Here is a 15,438-nt window from a genome sequence, read left to right as displayed (position 1 = left end):
AAATTCACTATACTTTTTGTTTCGTTTTATATACATAAGCCAAAATTTCCGCAATGACTTTGAAAAACTCTTCCGGCACAGCCTGGTCAATGTCAACCTGATCATATAACGCACGCGCGAGCGGCCTGTTTTCAATCGTCATGACATCATGTTCTTTGGCGATCTGCCTGATTTTTAATGCGAGATGGTCGACCCCTTTGGCAACAATGTAAGGGGCGTCCATTTTCTTTTCATCATATTTTAAAGCTATCGCATAATGGGTCGGGTTGGTAATGATGACATCCGCTTTCGGCACTTCCTGCATCATCCGCCTCATCGCCATTTCCCGCTGCTTCTGCTTAATTTTGGACTTGATTATCGGATCACCCTCCGATTTTTTGTATTCATCTTTTATATCCTGCTTTGACATTCTGATATTTTTCTCATAGTCAAAACGCTGATATAAATAATCAAGCCCGGCCAGCAGCATTAAAGCCCCTGATCCCGCAAGCCCCATCCAAAGCGTGAGCTTAGAAACGAAAGTGAGCACTTCCGCAGGCGTTAAAAGCGGAAGGCGAAGAATATCGCCATAATGAAGCCAGAGCACCATAAAGGCGGCAAAACCGACCACAGTAATCTTCAAAATGGATTTGACCAGTTCAACAATCGCCCTCATGCTGTAAATCCGCTTAAATCCTTTCAGCGGGCTGAGCTTATTCAAGTCAGGCTTGAGGACTTCCGCAGAAAACAGAAAACCCACCTGCATGTAATTGCTCACGACACCTGCCACAAGCGCGACCAGCATAATCGGCGCGAGGATGAGGCTGATATCTTTCACCGTATCCACGAACAGTTCATGCACGGCAGATGCTGACAGGTGTAATGTTATCGATTTCGTATAAAACGTTTTAATAAAGGACAGCAGCCTGTCCCGCATATAAGGACCGAGCGCGATCAGCGAAAGAAAGATAATCAGTAAAGAAACGGCTGTATTCACATCCGTACTTTTCGCGACCTGTCCTTTCTTTCTTGTATCCTTCCGTTTTTTCGGAGTGGCTTTCTCCGTTTTTTCACCGGCAAAGAATTGCAGATTCAGTCTGAGTCTCATCATGTCACACCGACCAATGCCAATAGATTCCGCATGGTTTCAACGGTAAGGCTGAAGATGTTGCGGACGACGACAAACATCACCGACATACAAACGATCAGCATAATAAAGCTCACGGCTATTTTCAGAGGAAGCCCGACAACGAAAACATTCAGCTGCGGCACCGTTCTCGCTACAATACCGAGCGCCAAATCAACTAAAAACAGACTGGCCACAACCGGCGCAGACATTTGAAAAGCGATAATAAACATGGCATTGAAGCTTTTTGCGATAAAAAGTCCAAACTGATCATTTCCAAACGACGGAAATGCCTGGTCAAGCGGGATATACTGAAAGCTGTAATAAATCCCGTCCAATAAAAGATAATGGGCGTTTACGCTGAGCATAAATAACAGCGCAAGCGTATAAACGAATTGTCCGATCAGCGGGCTTTGCGTTCCTGATTGCGGATCAATGACATTGGCGATGGAAAAGCCCATCTGAAAATCAATAAAGGAACCTGCTATCTGAATGGCTGTCATCATCATGAAAGCGATCAGCCCGAGGCTCAAGCCCACAACGGCCTCTTTTATGACAAGCAGCATATACTGTTCCCCTATTTCTATTTCCGGCGCATGTTTCAGCGTGCTGAAGCAGATCACCGAAAGAAAAAAAGCAAAGCCGATTCGGTGAACCGCCGGCAGATTCCGATGTCCGAACACCGGCACCGTTACAAAAAAAGCAGAGATTCTGATAAAGACCAATAAAAAAGCGGGAAATAAATCAATGATGGAATTCATTTGATTCTACCCTGCAAATCGGTTCAGATGAGAAAACAGATCAGTTGTGAACGAAAGAATCGTCGACAGCATCCAAGGACCGAAAAAGATCAGTCCAAGCATCACCGCCACGATTTTCGGAATGAACGCAAGCGTCTGTTCCTGTATTTGAGTTGTCGCTTGAAAGATACTGACGAGCAAACCGACGATCAGCGCGATCGCAAGCAGCGGCCCACTGATCATTAGTGTTACATATACGGCTTTTTCCGCCATGGAAATTACAAATTCTGAACTCACAATTAGCACCTACCCTAAAAGCTGTCAAGCAAAGATTTCACGATTAAATACCATCCATCGACCAAAACGAAAAGCAATATTTTAAAGGGCAGAGAGATCATAACCGGCGGAAGCATCATCATTCCCATTGACATTAAGACGCTCGCCACGACCATATCGATAATTAAAAACGGAATAAAAATCATAAAGCCCATTTGAAAAGCGGTTTTGAGTTCTGATATCGCATAAGCGGGCACCATCGTCGTCAAAGGAATATCCTGAATCGATTCAGGTTTTTTCATCTTGGCATAGTTCATAAACAGCGCCAGATCCTTCTGCCTTGTATGCTTGCTCATATACTCTTTAATCGGCTTCTCGGCTTTTGTATATGCTTCATCGAGACTGATTTTGTTGTCCATCAGCGGCGTTAAGGCTTCCTTATTAATCTCTGAAAAAGTCGGCGCCATAATAAAAAACGTCAAGAACAGCGCAAGGCCGATTAAAACCTGGTTGGGAGGCATGTTCTGCGTCGCCAGTGAGGTTCTCACAAAAGACAGGACGATGACGATTCTCGTAAAGCAGGTCATCAAAATCAGAATCCCCGGCGCCACTGAAAAGACAGTCAAAAGCAGCAGTAATTTAACAGTGGAGCTGACTTCGGTCGGACTGCTTGAATTAAAAAGATTAATAAATTCATTCATGATGATAAGGGCCTTTCTTCTTTCCTTCAGAACGGCTTTGTTTCAGCTCGTTCAACTGTTCTTTCAGCGCTTTTGAAAACGACGGAAGCATCGTTTGCGGCTTTTTTTCTCCATCCTTACGCGGATTTACGAGCTTGGTCCATTCCACTTTTGAAGACATCGACTCTTCGTATTGGCTCAGAATCGCCTCGCGCTCTTTTTCATCTTCAATTTCTTTTAAAAGCTGTATCGTTTCGCCCACACCGACTACGAGAACGCTGTTTCCCACTTTAATCAGCTGCACGGAACGGTTTTGGCCGACTGACGTTCCGCCGATATTTTCTACATATTGAAACGGCTTCAGCAGACGGTTTCTTCTATTCATCAGTTTGACAAATCCATAGATCAGCAGAATGACGAATAATAACGCCCCAATCATCTTTACAAAATCAAAAGCGGAGACAGAAGATGCAGAAGCATCCCCTATCTCTTGATCAGCCGTTTGTTTCGATGTATCGCTTTTTTTCTCTGTTTTGTTTGTTGATTGTTTGTCAAACCATTCGTTGACGGTGGAATTGTCAGACTCCGCCGCAAAAGCAGGGAACGGATGTACATTGAGTAAAACGAAACAACAAATCAAAGCTAGTAAACCATGACTCTTTTTCAACAGTCGTACACCCTTTAGCTTAATGTTTTATTAATGGCTTCGAGCACGCGGTCCGCTTGGAACGGTTTCACGATAAAGTCTTTTGCGCCGGCTTGAATCGCGTCAATAACCATTGACTGCTGGCCCATAGCCGAACACATGATGATTTTCGCCTGCGGATCGATTTGTTTAATTTCCTTTAAAGCTGTAATCCCGTCCATTTCAGGCATTGTAATATCCATTGTCACAAGGTCGGGGGAATGCTCTTTGAATTTTTCGACTGCCTGCGCTCCGTCTGAAGCTTCAGCTACAACGTCAAAACCGTTCTTCACTAAAATATCTTTGATCATCATTCTCATAAATGCTGCATCGTCTACAATTAAAATTCTGTGTGCCATAATCTGTTTCTCTCCTCTATGTTCGCTTATTTTAAATTGTTAAGGCGGTCTGCCTGACTTAAAATATCAGTGACTCTCACGCCGAAGTTTTCTTCTATGACGACGACCTCGCCTTTTGCCACGATCCGCTGGTTGACCAGGATGTCAACAGGTTCACCAGCCAGCTTGTCAAGCTCAATAATGCTTCCCGCAGAAAGTTCAAGGATTTCTTTGACGCTTCTCTTCGTTCTGCCGAGCTCAACCGTAACGGAAAGCGGAATATCCATCAGCATATCAAGGTTATTCCTTGATCCTTGCGCCGCTTCGTTATGATCAAACGCCTGGAATTCCACCGGAGCGACTTGAACAGGAGCAGCTTTTTTGGCGGTTCCCTGTCTCTTCGGAAGCTCGGGTTTTGCCTGCGGCTCCGGCTGCATGGCAGGTTCCGGCTGCGGCGTTTCGTATGTTTCCTGTGGTTCTGATACGGTTTCTGCGGCCTCTGACTCATGCTGGTCTGCAGTCATCAGTTCTGCGATCAGATCTTTCGCAAACGTAATCGGATAAAGCTGCATGATGCTCGAATCGATTAATTCGCCGACTTTCAGACGGAATGACACTTTTACGAGCAGGTCATCCTCAGGTATTCTGTCGGTCCCTTTTTCTTCCGTCACATCCAGAAGTTCAACCCTTGGCGGAGAAATGTCAATCTTTTTACTGAACACGGTCGACATTGACGTCGCAGCCGAGCCCATCATTTGATTCATTGCTTCCTGCACGGCGCTCAGGTGGATTTCACCGAGTGACGGATCGGCGCCCAAGCCGTCTCCGCCGATCATCAAATCCGCGATGATGGCCGCGTCGCTTTGTTCGACGACGAGCAAATTGCTGCCGTCAAAGCCTTCTGTGTAGTTCACTTCAATGGCAACATACGGATGAGGAAATTCATCACTGATTTTGCTTTTTGAAATGACGGTCACACTCGGTGTTGTAATGTCCACTTTTTGATTTAAAAGAGTGGACAGCGCCGTAGCCGAGCTGCCGAACGAAATATTCCCGATTTCTCCGATCGCATCGCGCTCAAGTTCAGACAAGTTCGCCTCTTGAGGCTGTTCTGTATCCTCTGATTGACTGCTTGTGCCGTTAAGAAGAGCATCGATTTCATCTTGAGATAATCTATTGTTCATCTTGTTCACCTCTTATGTCGTGATCTAAAATTTGCACTGCCTGTCTTCGATTCACCCGGCCGGCCTGCCCTAAAAACTTCGGTTTGTTTCCGACCAATACAGTAAGAGGATCAGTCACTGATTTGTCCAGAGTTATACAGTCCCCGACTTCCAAACTTAAAAATTCTTCTATTGTCAGTTCAGAAGCGCCCAAGAGAGCCACAACGGGAATTTGAGCCGTCATGATGCGCTTTTCAAGCAACTTCGTTTCTTCGGGCTTCGCTTCATTCCGGTCTGATTGCATCCAATAATGTACGGAAAGCTTAGGGATAATCGGCTCAAGTACGACATGGGGAATACAAAGATTAATGACACCGCTGATTTCACCTATCTGCGTATTGAGAGAAATGACAACGACTGTTTCATTTGGGGAAACCATCTGTACAAACTGAGGATTCACTTCAAATTCAGTCATTTCAGGGTCAATATCAGCAATCGATTGCCACGCTTCTTTGTAGTTGCCCAGTGCATTTTCAAATAAGTTAGAAATAATATTCGTTTCAATTTCCGTAAGGCTGTCAGCTTTGTTATGAGTGATGCCGATGCCTCCCATGACGCGGTCAAGCATTGCGTATGCGATGGTGGGATTAACCTCCATCATGATTCTGCCTTCCATCGGATGGACATCGAATAAATTTAAAATCGTCATGTTCGGTATGGAACGGATAAATTCTTCATACGGCACCTGATCAACTGAGCTGACGGATATATGAATATACGTTCTGAGCTTGGCGGAAAAGTGTGTTGTGAGAAGCCTCGCAAAGTTATCATGTATCCGGGTTAAACTGCGTATCTGATCTTTCGAGAATCTGAGAGCCCGTTTAAAATCATATACCTTTACTTTTTTCTCTTTTACTTCCTTTTTCAGCTCTTCCGCATCCGCCTCACCCGTGGAAATGGCGGAAAGCAGTGCGTCTATTTCATTTTGGGAGAGAACTTCTCCTGACATTTTCTTCACCTCCGTATTCTGTCAAATTTGTTTTTATTGCAGATTAAAGGAGGTAATGTACACTTTCTGAACTTTTCCTTCTTGGAGATAGCTGTTTACTTTTTCTTTTAATGATTGTTTAAACGCTTCTCTTCCTTTATCTCCCTCAATCTCTCCGGCGCTTGTGTCGGCTAAAATGGAAATGATGTTGTCTTTCACCTGAAAATCGCGTTTTTCAAGTTCTTCCTTCGCTTTAGCCGAGTCGGTTTCAAGCTTGATGCCGATACGGATGATGCTGTCAGACTTTAAGTTTGTCGTGATATCGTCGACAGACACAGTGGCTGCAACGACTTCGTCAATTGTCGGCTTTTTATCTTTGCCGGAATTTCCGCTGACGACAAAATATGCTGCCGTTCCGAGGCCGGCGATGACAATTAAAATAATCAGCAAAATGATGACTAATTTTTTCTTCATTCTTCTTCCTCTATTCCCTGATCCAGTGAAAATATTTGTATGCTATGGTAAAACGATATGACTTTTTTGAGAACTGCTTCTTCCGGTTCTTTCACTACGAACTTTTTGCCGTTGGACAGTGTAATCGTCGTGTCGGGGAAGCACTCAATCTGTTCGATAAACAGCGCGTTCAGCGTAAAAGGCTGGCCGTTTAAACGGGTGACTTGAATCATGCAATCCGGAGAAGCGGCCTAACCGCCTCTCCTCCCTCCTTACCGTTTCAGATTAACCAGCTCCTGAAGGATTTCATCTGAAGTCGTAATGATTTTTGAGTTTGATTGGAAACCCCGCTGAGCAACGATCATTTCGGTAAATTCATCTGTCAGATCTACGTTTGACATTTCAAGATAGCCTGCCAAAAGCTTACCCGTTCCGTTTTCGCCCGGAGTGGTGACTGCGCTCGCAGCTCCTGAACTTAATGATTCTCTGTAAAGGTTGCCTCCGATTTTTTCCAGACCGGCGCTGTTAGGGAACGTGACCAGACCGATTTGTCCGGCATCATGAACCTCATCCCCTGCATCAGTGTATGTAACGGTTCCGTCTGCACCGATGCTGTAATCTTTCGCATCAGTCGGAATATTGATTTTGCCGCCGCCGATTTTTTCAAGGTAGTACCCATCAGTCGTAACAAGGTTCCCTTGATTGTCCTTTCCGAAATTCCCCGCACGTGTGTAAACAATTCCCGCACCTGTATTAATCTGAAAGTAGCCGTCTCCGTCAATGGCTAGGTCGGTTTTATTCTGTGTAGCCTGCGGGGCGCCGGTTGAATGAACGACATCAATGGAAGAAGTCGCGGCACCCAAGCCGATTTGTTTTGAATTGGTCACGTTTGAACCGCCGGCGACTGTCTGGCTGATCATATCTTTAAATGTAACGCGGCTTTTCTTAAATCCCACTGTGTTGACGTTGGCGATGTTATTGCCGATTACATCTAGTTTTGTCTGAAAGTTTTTCATGCCGCTGATACCGGAATATAATGAACGTAACATGTTAAATTCCCCCTGGGTTTCTTTTTATTTAGATGTTTCGCTGACGGCCGTGACATTCCACGGACTGACCTCTTTGCCATTTTCAAGCACGAGCACGTAATTGCCGTTTGAATGCTTGACTGAATTGACCGGGCTTGTCTGATCCTTCCCGTCGCTGTCGCTGAATGTAACATTTTTGCCGATCCAGTTCACATACATCGTAAACGGATCTTGATTTTCTACAAATTTAGTCATCGTCGTATTCATATTCATCATTTGCTCCAATGAAGAAAATGTCGCCATCTGGCTGATGAATTCTTTGTCATCAACCGGATTGAGCGGGTCCTGGTTTTGAACCTGTGTCATTAAGATCTTCAGAAATTCGTCTTTCCCTAAATTCGTGCTGCTGTTTACTGCGGAGGTGCTCTTCGCGCTTGAAGTGGTTGAAGCGCCCGCCGCGGCATAATCCGAGTTTACTGATGTCAACTATTCTTCCTCCATTTCATTGAGAGAAAGCTCCTCCAGCATATCTCCGAAATCGCCTGACTGCTGCTGGTTTTTCTGCTCTCTCTGTCCCTGATGCTGCTGTTTATTGTGATCGGCCGTCTGTCCGTAAACAGGCTGCTGATCCCCGCTTTGAAGCGGGACTGTAAAACGGTCGACCTGGACCGACATATTCGGAAGCGACTGTTTCAGCTGAGGAAGATGCTGTTCCAGCAGCTCTTTCGCGGACTGGCTGGATGCGATTATTTTGCTTTGAAACATCCCGTTTTCGTTTGTCACCTTAATTGTGACAAATCCGAGGTTCTCGGGATTAAGACGAATCGTAAAGCTTCCGGTTGTTTTCCCGAAAGGCGTGTATTTCATCTGTTTCCAGCCGCTGATGACCTGATCCGTTAACGGTTTATTTTCTGCCGGCTGCTGTTCAGCTCCTGCGGACGTTTGCTGAATGCCGGCAAGGCTTCTCGTTCCCGAAAACAGTATATGTGCAGACAATTTGCTGTCAGGTGCCTTTGCGTGAGAAACCGTGCCGTTTTGCTGTTCTGTTTTCCCGGCTGACTCTTGGGATGATTCAGATGATTGAGATAACACAAAAGCTTTCAGCTCAGTTTCAGCCATATCCCAATCCTTTGTCCCCTTTTGAGAAAGGCCCGCAAGCTGCTCCGTGACGCTTTGAAAGCTCTTCAGCTCAGCGGCTGTCATGGAGTAAAGTTTAGATGCAGATTCGTTTTTCGGAAAAAATGTCTGCCGCAGGTCTTGAATCACGCGGTCCGGGACACCTTGTTTTTTCAATGCCTCTAATAAACGGGCGCCTTCCTGGTAAACCGCCTTTGCCTGCGCGCTGTCCGGCAGTTCCTGCTGAGATGTGAAGAGCTGGGATACGGCTTCTTGAATGAAAAGCAGGCCCTTCTCAAGCGCATCCTTGACGGAATCCCCGTCTTTTGCGGAAGAATCCGGTTCATCCGTTTCAGGCTTCTCCCCATGCTGTTTTCCCGCTAACATGTCTTCAACAGATTCGGCAAGCTGTTTCAATAAAGGAAGAGCTGTTTCAGCCGTCTGCTTTCCTTCAAGAGCTTTTACCGCCTCAAGCAGCTGTTTCAGCTGCAATTCTTTATCTTCCGGGCCGGCTTTCAGCCAATCACCGATTTTCGATAGGGCATCATTCAGCTCAGCGTCACTTGTTTTTGTTTCATCTCCGGGCTGCCGGGGAGAAGTGATTTCCGACAGGAGCCAGTTCTGAAATAGACCTAAGCTGTTTACATTCATCTTCACATTGCTGTTTTGCGCAGTCTGCGTACGATTACCCGTTAATTCAAGCAGCTTCAACTTACATCACTCCTTATTTCCGTCAGCGGATAGTTTTTCTGTATATTTAGCCGCTTGTTCAGGAGTCATTTTCGTCAAGATTTCAGCAAGCTGCTTTTTACTTAATCCGTTTAAAATATCGAGGGCTTCTTTTTCTTTCAGCTTTACAATAATGCTTGCCGCTTTACCGCTGTCCATACTTTTATAGATGTTGATCATTTTATCTTTTCCGGCTGAATCCGAAGCGTCTTTTTTCGTTTCATCCGTCTTCATTTTCTGCTGCTGTTCAGCTTCCTGTTTCAGTGAACGGATTTTCTGATTCAGATTATCGATTTCGGACTTGCTTGTGTCTAAATCTTTATTCAAAATGTTAATTTCACTTTTTTGTTCCTTTATGGTCTTTTCAAGAGAAGCCGTTCTGTCTTCCTTCTGCTTTTCCGCCGCACTTTTCATTTCTTTCGTTTCGGGAACCAATTCTTTTAAAACAGGCGTTTTAGCGGCTGTTTCCTGAATCGGCTTCATCACATCAACGCCGGCAGCCCAAAGGATGATGCTTGCGACGATGATCAGAAAAATCAGCGGGATCATGATAAAAAGCAGGATTGAACCGAACTTTCCAGATCTCTTTTCTTTATCGGCCATTTCATTCGCTCCTAATGCCCCTGAATCATAAACTGCTTGATTGAAATGTCGTCCATTTCCCTCATCTCTGCAGCTTTGTCTTCAAGTGCGAACATATTAAATTGTTTTTCCCGCATTTTTTCAAATTTCTTTACTTCAATGTTTTTTTCGGTAAGCTGTTCCTGCTTCTCATTCATTTCATTTCGTTTCATGATGACAAGCTTTTGATAATGATAGATGGTGTTCTCAAGATTGGAAACGAATTGCTGATAATGTCTCATTTCCTGAACGCTCATCCCGCATTTCAGCTTTGATTCTTTGTCTTTTTCGAGCAATTCTTTTTTGCTCATATTTTCATATAGTTTTTCAGCCACTGTCTCAAATTCAGAAACCGATTGTCTGTATTCAGTCAATGTTTGGTCTTTTTCATTTTCTTTTAATTCCAACAGCTTTTGAAATCTGAATTGGTATGCCACGATGTTTATTCCTCTTTTCCTGTCAGACTCGTCAATGCCGCAATGCTGTCTTCCAATTGAGCAGGTTCTTCCGTTCCTTGTTTTAAAAATTGAATAAGCTGCGGATAAAACTGAATCGCTTCATCAATTTCTCTTGATGACCCTCTTTTGTAAGCTCCGATATTAATGAGATCTTCAGAGTTTTGATAAGTTGACAGAAGATCGCGGAATTTGTTGGCCGCCTCTATATGCGATGTGTCTGAAATATTAGACATGACCCTGCTGATGCTTTTCAGGATATTCACGGCCGGGAACTGCCCTTTGTTGGCAAGCGCCCGATCGAGAACGATATGCCCGTCTAATATTCCGCGCACCGTATCGGCAATCGGTTCGTTCATATCATCTCCGTCAACGAGAACCGTATAAAAAGCGGTTATCGTTCCTTGTTCATTCGCGCCCGTTCTTTCCAGCAAACGGGGCAAAATAGCGAACACAGAAGGTGTATACCCTTTTGTTGTCGGCGGTTCCCCCGCTGCCAGGCCGATTTCCCGCTGAGCCATCGCGACCCTCGTGACGGAGTCCATCATGAACATCACATTCCGGCCTTTATCGCGGAAGTACTCTGCAATGGCGGTGGCCGTATACGCCGCTTTCAAACGCATTAAGGCAGGCTGATCAGAGGTCGCGACTACGACGATCGAGCGTTTCAGGCCTTCTTCGCCTAAATCCTTCTCGATGAATTCACGCACCTCGCGCCCCCGTTCACCGACGAGTGCGATAATGTTTAAATCAGCTTCAGTCTGCTTCGCGATCATTCCCATCAGGGTGCTTTTTCCGACCCCGCTTCCGGCAAAAATCCCGATTCTCTGCCCTTTTCCTACCGTCAGCAGACTGTCAATCGATCTGACACCGACACCCATCTTTTCCCGTATCGGCGGGCGTTTCATCGGGTTTGGCGGCGGCTGCTCCGTCGAAACGGGGGACAAGCCTTTCGGAAGCGCCCGGCCGTCAAGAGGTTCGCCGAACGCGTCGACAACTTGTCCGATTAAACCCGCGCCTACTTTAATGCGGAGCGACTCGCCAGTGGCCTCCACAATGCTCCCCGGCGCGATGCTGGCCGCTTCCAGATAAGGCATTAACAGAATGTTTTCATCCTGGAAGCCTACAACCTCAGCTTTAATCGCTTTTTTCGCATGGCCTTTCGGATAAATGAGACAAACATCTCCGATTGAGCTTTCGGGCCCTTTTGATTCAATCATCAGCCCGATGACCCGTTTAACCTTGCCGTAGCGTTTGTACGGATCCGCTGTTTCAATTGAGTCTATTAAATGCTGTGTCTTCATTGCTCCGCTCCCGCCTCAAGCGCCGTTAAAAGTTTTTGCTTTAATTGCATCAGCTGGGTGTCTATGCCTGCATCAACACGTCCGAACGGAGTTTCTATCGAGCACGTTCCCTTCGCGGCTTTTTCATCGGCATATAAGCTTAATCTGCATTCTTTGTATAACAGCTGCTGAATTTCGTCCATATGCTGATGAACCGTCTCATAATATTCAGGGTCCACATAGATGGAGATGTCATCATAATCTTTTACTTCGGCTACTACCTGTTTGACCAGCAGAAGAAAAGCCTCTTTATCATCACTTTTTTGCCGCCATACTTTTTTAGCGAGCGCAACGGAAAGCTCAATGATTTCTTCCTCAGCGCTTTCCAGTTTTTCCTCGACTGACTGTCTCGCCATTTCCATAACGGCATTGGCCCGGCTGATGAGATTGGCGTATTCAGCTTGAGCCACGGCTTTTCCCAACGCCATGCCTTCTTCATATCCTTCTGCCTTTGCTTCTTCTATCAATCTTTGTTTTTCTTCCGCCCAGCGGTTTTTCTCTTCTTCAATCTGCAGAAGAGTGTGCTCTAATTGATTTTTCGCTTCTTCAGACACCCTGTCGGCTTCGGCCTTGGCAAAGGCCATGAGAGCCTCCGGATTTTCGGGTTCCTCCCGGTCTGGCTGGGAATGTGTTTTCCTGACTTCCTGCAAGGAAAGCTTGCGCCGTTTTTGTTCAGGAGAAAATGATGATTGCTGTTTAATGATATTAGACAATAATATCGTCTCCTCCGCCTCGCGCGATTACAATTTCTCCGGCTTCTTCCAGCTTGCGGACGACGCCCACGATTCTTGATTGCGCCTCTTCCACATCACGCAAACGCACAGGCCCCATAATTTCCATTTCCTCTTTAAACGTTTCAACCATACGCTGTGACATATTGCTGAAGACGATCTCTTTGACTTCCTCGCTCGCAACCTTCAATGAAAGCAGGAGGTCGTCGTTTTCAACATCTCTGATCACGCGCTGAATCGCACGGTTATCAAGGGTGACAATATCTTCAAAGACAAACATCCGTTTTTTGATTTCATCCGCCAATTCAGGATCTTGGATTTCTAATGAATCAAGGATCGTTTTTTCCGTTCCTCTGTCTACGCCGTTTAACACTTCAACAACGGCTTCTATGCCGCCGGTCTGCGTATAATCCTGCGTAAAGGAGGAGGACAGCTTTTGTTCAAGGACCCGCTCCACTTCATTTATGATTTCAGGAGACGTTCTGTCCATAACCGCAATCCTTCTTGCCACCTCAGCCTGAACGTCCGGGTTCAGCTCAGACAAAATCTGTCCGGCCTGCACCGGGTCAAGGTAGGATAAAATCAGCGCCATCGTTTGCGGATGTTCCTGCTGAATGAAATTTAAAATCTGTTCGGGCTCCGCTTTTCTAGCGAAATCAAACGGCTTTACCTGCAAAGAAGAGGTGAGCCTGTTTAAAATGCTTACCGCTTTGTCTTCTCCGAGCGCTTTTTCAAGCACTTGGCGGGCGTAATTTAAACCGCCTTGTGAAATATAGTCCTGAGCGATTGCGATATTATGAAATTCTTCAATGATTTCATCTTTTCTTTGATGATCGACGCTTCTGACTCCCGAAATCTCGAGTGTCAATCTTTCAATTTCTTCTTCAGACAAATGCTTGTACACAGAAGCTGATACATCAAGGCCTAAGGAAATCATGAGGATGGCTGCTTTTTGTTTTCCTGTAAGCTTGTTCTGATCACGTTTCGCCATTTTCCATTCCCCCTAATCCTCGTCCAGCCAGCTTCGAAGCAATTTAGCAAAGTCTTCCGGTTTTTCTTTAGCCATTTTTTCAAGCTGTTTTCGTCTGACGGTTTCTTCCGTTTCAATTTTCTCTTCGTTGATATCAGGCAATCGAACCGGCTCCGGCGGTGTTTCATATTCATATTCTTCGTATTCATCCTCTTGTGAGCGTTTCTTTCTGATGAGGAGAATAATAAGCAGAATAATGGCCGCAAGCAGTACGCCGCCTGTAATGTATACCCAGATCGGAAGACCTGAAGATTGTGCCGAATCTGTGTTCAGGCTTGTTTTTCCGTCAAACGGCTGAACGGATACAACGATTTTATTGTTGATATCATTGTCTGTCAGGTTTTGATTTTGCGTTTCGTTTTTATCAAGAGACGTTCTGACGACCGTTCCTAAAATCTTCTGTATATCAGCCTGTCTCTGTGCTGATAAGGAAGCGGCATTTTTCGGATTAGGCGGCTCCACCATGACCTGAATGCCTAAATCACGCACTTTATACGGGCTTTCAGCGATTTCTTTATGAATGCGGTTGACTTCATAGTTGATTTTATTGCTGCTTTTTTCGTAGTCCCCGCTGTTTGAACCGCCGTTTGTCTCGGCATAGTTCGCGGTGTCATTGCTTCCCGTTCCGGCCGTGCCGCCGTTGGCCGCGCCGTCGCCTTTATACGTTTCCGCAACTTTTTCGGCGCTTACCGCTATGCCTTCCATGTTATCTTTATCGACAGGTTCGACAGTGTCTTCAGTGCGTTTTTCCTTCGTGAAGTCAACATCCGCCGTCACGGAAACAACGACCTTATCCTGCCCCATCATTGTGCCGAGCAGTGACTGAACATGTTTTTGAATGTCCTTTTCGACCTGCGACTTAATACCTTGCTGAGAAGCATAACTGTCAGAAACGGACCCTGCACCGCTGTCACTTTTGTCATAATATGTAGAATTTTGATCCATTATGACGATATTATCTTCTTTTAAGTTCGGAACACTTTTAGAAACGAGATGGTACAGCCCGTTTATCTGGTTTTGATCAAGCGAGTAGCCCGGTTTCATCTGCAAAACGATTGAAGCGGACGCTGCCGGCTGATCTTCACCGACGAACACGGCTTCTTTCGGCATGTTGATCATGACCTTCGAGCTTTTAATACCGTCCATTTCATTTATCAGGTTTGACAATTCGGTCTGAGTCGCCTCAACCTTTAAAACGTCAAACTCATTATCTGTCAGGCCGAAGCCCGCATTTTGTCCGAAAAACGAATAATCAATTGATCCCGTTTTCGGCAGGCCTTCCGCGGCAAGCTGGACTTTAAGCGAATCCACTTGGCTCTCAGGAACCTTAATGACCGTGCCGCCGTCAGCAAGTTCAGAAGACACCTTTTTCGTATCGAGCTCTTCTTTAATCTTCCCCGCTTCTTCCGCGGACAAATCTTTATAAAGAGGCACCATCTTTTCAGACGAAGTAAAAATAATAACGACGATGAGTAAAATAATGAATGCGGCCAAGCCGCTTACCATGAGTATCTTCTGTGTTTTTGATCTGTTGTTCCAAAACGCTGCCGTTTTGGTTTTCATTTGCATTAGAGTACGATTCATGTTAACCCCCGGTCATTCCAGTCATTCTCTTCAATCTGACCACTACATCTGCATTCTCATGATTTCCTGATAGGCTTCCACGGCTTTATTGCGGAATTCGGTAGCGGCCGTCAGAGAAATATTTGCTTTTTGGGCAGCGATCATGACCTCGTCAAGGTTTACATCCTTTCCTGCAGCCAGTTCGTTCGTTATTTGGTCAGATTTCACTTGTGACTCATTTAACGAATCAATAGAGTTTTTTAAAAGCTCCGAAAAGCTTGTTTGGTTTGAAGAATCAGTTTTTTGAGTTTGGTTTAATTGATTCGTTACGTTTTGAGTGTTTTGGGTTTGTTGAAGCTGAAAAGGAGTAATAGCGTTAACCACTTACATCACC

Annotated in this window: 20 protein-coding genes; all 20 read right to left on the bottom strand. The window is 45.3% G+C overall.

Annotated features, from left to right (window positions below):
* Nucleotides 1-7: 7 nt before the first annotated feature.
* From flhB to fliE, 20 genes are read right to left on the bottom strand one after another with little or no spacing between them, the layout of a single operon-like run.
* Nucleotides 8-1,087 carry a flagellar biosynthesis protein FlhB gene (gene flhB / locus ACNFN4_RS15825; protein ID WP_014417776.1) on the bottom strand — a complete coding sequence of 360 codons (1,080 nt, stop codon included), beginning with the start codon at nucleotides 1,085-1,087 and terminating at the stop codon, nucleotides 8-10.
* Nucleotides 1,087-1,866, bottom strand: a complete 780-nt coding sequence (fliR, locus tag ACNFN4_RS15820; RefSeq protein WP_014417775.1) for a flagellar biosynthetic protein FliR — start codon at nucleotides 1,864-1,866, stop codon at nucleotides 1,087-1,089. Before fliR ends, flhB begins: the two co-directional genes overlap by 1 nt.
* Nucleotides 1,867-1,872: 6 nt before the next feature.
* The gene (gene fliQ / locus ACNFN4_RS15815) at nucleotides 1,873-2,142 is read right to left on the bottom strand and encodes a flagellar biosynthesis protein FliQ (RefSeq protein ID WP_003154234.1); all 270 of its coding nucleotides are present in this window, start codon (nucleotides 2,140-2,142) and stop codon (nucleotides 1,873-1,875) included.
* Between the two features lie 14 nt (nucleotides 2,143-2,156).
* Nucleotides 2,157-2,822 (bottom strand): flagellar type III secretion system pore protein FliP, encoded by a 666-nt coding sequence (gene fliP, locus ACNFN4_RS15810; protein WP_007409786.1) that lies wholly within the window; start codon nucleotides 2,820-2,822, stop codon nucleotides 2,157-2,159.
* Nucleotides 2,815-3,468, bottom strand: a complete 654-nt coding sequence (gene fliZ / locus ACNFN4_RS15805) for a flagella biosynthesis regulatory protein FliZ (RefSeq protein WP_003154237.1) — start codon at nucleotides 3,466-3,468, stop codon at nucleotides 2,815-2,817. Before fliZ ends, fliP begins: the two co-directional genes overlap by 8 nt.
* Nucleotides 3,469-3,482: 14 nt before the next feature.
* Complete coding sequence (gene cheY, locus ACNFN4_RS15800; RefSeq protein ID WP_003154238.1) at nucleotides 3,483-3,845, bottom strand: chemotaxis protein CheY; 363 nt, start codon at nucleotides 3,843-3,845, stop codon at nucleotides 3,483-3,485.
* Nucleotides 3,846-3,871: 26 nt separating this feature from the next.
* Complete coding sequence (gene fliY / locus ACNFN4_RS15795; RefSeq protein WP_014417774.1) at nucleotides 3,872-5,008, bottom strand: flagellar motor switch phosphatase FliY; 1,137 nt, start codon at nucleotides 5,006-5,008, stop codon at nucleotides 3,872-3,874.
* The gene (gene fliM / locus ACNFN4_RS15790) at nucleotides 4,998-5,996 is read right to left on the bottom strand and encodes a flagellar motor switch protein FliM (RefSeq protein ID WP_003154240.1); all 999 of its coding nucleotides are present in this window, start codon (nucleotides 5,994-5,996) and stop codon (nucleotides 4,998-5,000) included. Before fliM ends, fliY begins: the two co-directional genes overlap by 11 nt.
* Before the next feature lie 33 nt (nucleotides 5,997-6,029).
* On the bottom strand, nucleotides 6,030-6,449 hold the full coding sequence (gene fliL, locus ACNFN4_RS15785; protein WP_014417773.1) for a flagellar basal body-associated protein FliL: 420 nt from the start codon (nucleotides 6,447-6,449) through the stop codon (nucleotides 6,030-6,032).
* The gene (locus ACNFN4_RS15780; protein WP_003154243.1) at nucleotides 6,446-6,661 is read right to left on the bottom strand and encodes a flagellar FlbD family protein; all 216 of its coding nucleotides are present in this window, start codon (nucleotides 6,659-6,661) and stop codon (nucleotides 6,446-6,448) included. The genes fliL and ACNFN4_RS15780 overlap by 4 nt, the downstream gene beginning before the upstream one ends.
* 39 nt (nucleotides 6,662-6,700) lie before the next feature.
* Nucleotides 6,701-7,477, bottom strand: a complete 777-nt coding sequence (flgG, locus tag ACNFN4_RS15775; protein WP_007409783.1) for a flagellar basal body rod protein FlgG — start codon at nucleotides 7,475-7,477, stop codon at nucleotides 6,701-6,703.
* A 24-nt stretch (nucleotides 7,478-7,501) separates the two neighbouring features.
* Nucleotides 7,502-7,942, bottom strand: a complete 441-nt coding sequence (flgD, locus tag ACNFN4_RS15770; RefSeq protein WP_007409782.1) for a flagellar hook assembly protein FlgD — start codon at nucleotides 7,940-7,942, stop codon at nucleotides 7,502-7,504.
* A complete protein-coding gene (locus tag ACNFN4_RS15765; RefSeq protein ID WP_014417772.1) occupies nucleotides 7,943-9,283 on the bottom strand; it encodes a flagellar hook-length control protein FliK in 1,341 nt (446 codons plus the stop codon).
* 6 nt (nucleotides 9,284-9,289) lie between these two features.
* The gene (locus tag ACNFN4_RS15760; protein WP_014417771.1) at nucleotides 9,290-9,904 is read right to left on the bottom strand and encodes a MotE family protein; all 615 of its coding nucleotides are present in this window, start codon (nucleotides 9,902-9,904) and stop codon (nucleotides 9,290-9,292) included.
* 11 nt (nucleotides 9,905-9,915) lie between these two features.
* Nucleotides 9,916-10,359 carry a flagellar export protein FliJ gene (gene fliJ, locus ACNFN4_RS15755; RefSeq protein WP_003154253.1) on the bottom strand — a complete coding sequence of 148 codons (444 nt, stop codon included), beginning with the start codon at nucleotides 10,357-10,359 and terminating at the stop codon, nucleotides 9,916-9,918.
* A 5-nt stretch (nucleotides 10,360-10,364) separates the two neighbouring features.
* On the bottom strand, nucleotides 10,365-11,681 hold the full coding sequence (gene fliI, locus ACNFN4_RS15750) for a flagellar protein export ATPase FliI (protein WP_014417770.1): 1,317 nt from the start codon (nucleotides 11,679-11,681) through the stop codon (nucleotides 10,365-10,367).
* Nucleotides 11,678-12,433: a flagellar assembly protein FliH gene (gene fliH, locus ACNFN4_RS15745; protein ID WP_020955819.1), complete on the bottom strand. Its 756-nt coding sequence runs from the start codon at nucleotides 12,431-12,433 to the stop codon at nucleotides 11,678-11,680. The genes fliI and fliH overlap by 4 nt, the downstream gene beginning before the upstream one ends.
* A complete protein-coding gene (fliG, locus tag ACNFN4_RS15740; protein WP_003154256.1) occupies nucleotides 12,426-13,442 on the bottom strand; it encodes a flagellar motor switch protein FliG in 1,017 nt (338 codons plus the stop codon). The genes fliH and fliG overlap by 8 nt, the downstream gene beginning before the upstream one ends.
* Nucleotides 13,443-13,454: 12 nt before the next feature.
* Complete coding sequence (gene fliF / locus ACNFN4_RS15735; RefSeq protein WP_012117551.1) at nucleotides 13,455-15,065, bottom strand: flagellar basal-body MS-ring/collar protein FliF; 1,611 nt, start codon at nucleotides 15,063-15,065, stop codon at nucleotides 13,455-13,457.
* A 42-nt stretch (nucleotides 15,066-15,107) separates the two neighbouring features.
* Nucleotides 15,108-15,428, bottom strand: coding sequence for a flagellar hook-basal body complex protein FliE (gene fliE / locus ACNFN4_RS15730; protein WP_007409777.1), 321 nt, complete (start codon nucleotides 15,426-15,428; stop codon nucleotides 15,108-15,110).
* Between the last annotated feature and the right edge of the window lie 10 nt (nucleotides 15,429-15,438).

This window comes from Bacillus sp. N1(2025), from assembly GCF_053470005.1.
The sequence above is the reverse complement of the archived record's forward strand: the minus strand, read 5'-3'. Positions and strand labels throughout refer to the sequence as shown.

Bases quoted from the DNA above. Each gene is read 5' to 3' on its own strand.
- fliR (WP_014417775.1), bottom strand. From the start codon at position 1,866: ATGAATTCCATCATTGATTTATTTCCCGCTTTTTTATTGGTCTTTATC.
- fliL (WP_014417773.1), bottom strand. From the start codon at position 6,449: ATGAAGAAAAAATTAGTCATCATTTTGCTGATTATTTTAATTGTCATC.
- fliI (WP_014417770.1), bottom strand. From the start codon at position 11,681: ATGAAGACACAGCATTTAATAGACTCAATTGAAACAGCGGATCCGTAC.
- ACNFN4_RS15780 (WP_003154243.1), bottom strand. From the start codon at position 6,661: ATGATTCAAGTCACCCGTTTAAACGGCCAGCCTTTTACGCTGAACGCG.
- ACNFN4_RS15760 (WP_014417771.1), bottom strand. From the start codon at position 9,904: ATGGCCGATAAAGAAAAGAGATCTGGAAAGTTCGGTTCAATCCTGCTT.
- fliF (WP_012117551.1), bottom strand. From the start codon at position 15,065: ATGAATCGTACTCTAATGCAAATGAAAACCAAAACGGCAGCGTTTTGG.
- fliY (WP_014417774.1), bottom strand. From the start codon at position 5,008: ATGAACAATAGATTATCTCAAGATGAAATCGATGCTCTTCTTAACGGC.
- fliP (WP_007409786.1), bottom strand. From the start codon at position 2,822: ATGAATGAATTTATTAATCTTTTTAATTCAAGCAGTCCGACCGAAGTC.
- flhB (WP_014417776.1), bottom strand. From the start codon at position 1,087: ATGAGACTCAGACTGAATCTGCAATTCTTTGCCGGTGAAAAAACGGAG.
- flgG (WP_007409783.1), bottom strand. From the start codon at position 7,477: ATGTTACGTTCATTATATTCCGGTATCAGCGGCATGAAAAACTTTCAG.
- fliM (WP_003154240.1), bottom strand. From the start codon at position 5,996: ATGTCAGGAGAAGTTCTCTCCCAAAATGAAATAGACGCACTGCTTTCC.
- cheY (WP_003154238.1), bottom strand. From the start codon at position 3,845: ATGGCACACAGAATTTTAATTGTAGACGATGCAGCATTTATGAGAATG.
- fliG (WP_003154256.1), bottom strand. From the start codon at position 13,442: ATGGCGAAACGTGATCAGAACAAGCTTACAGGAAAACAAAAAGCAGCC.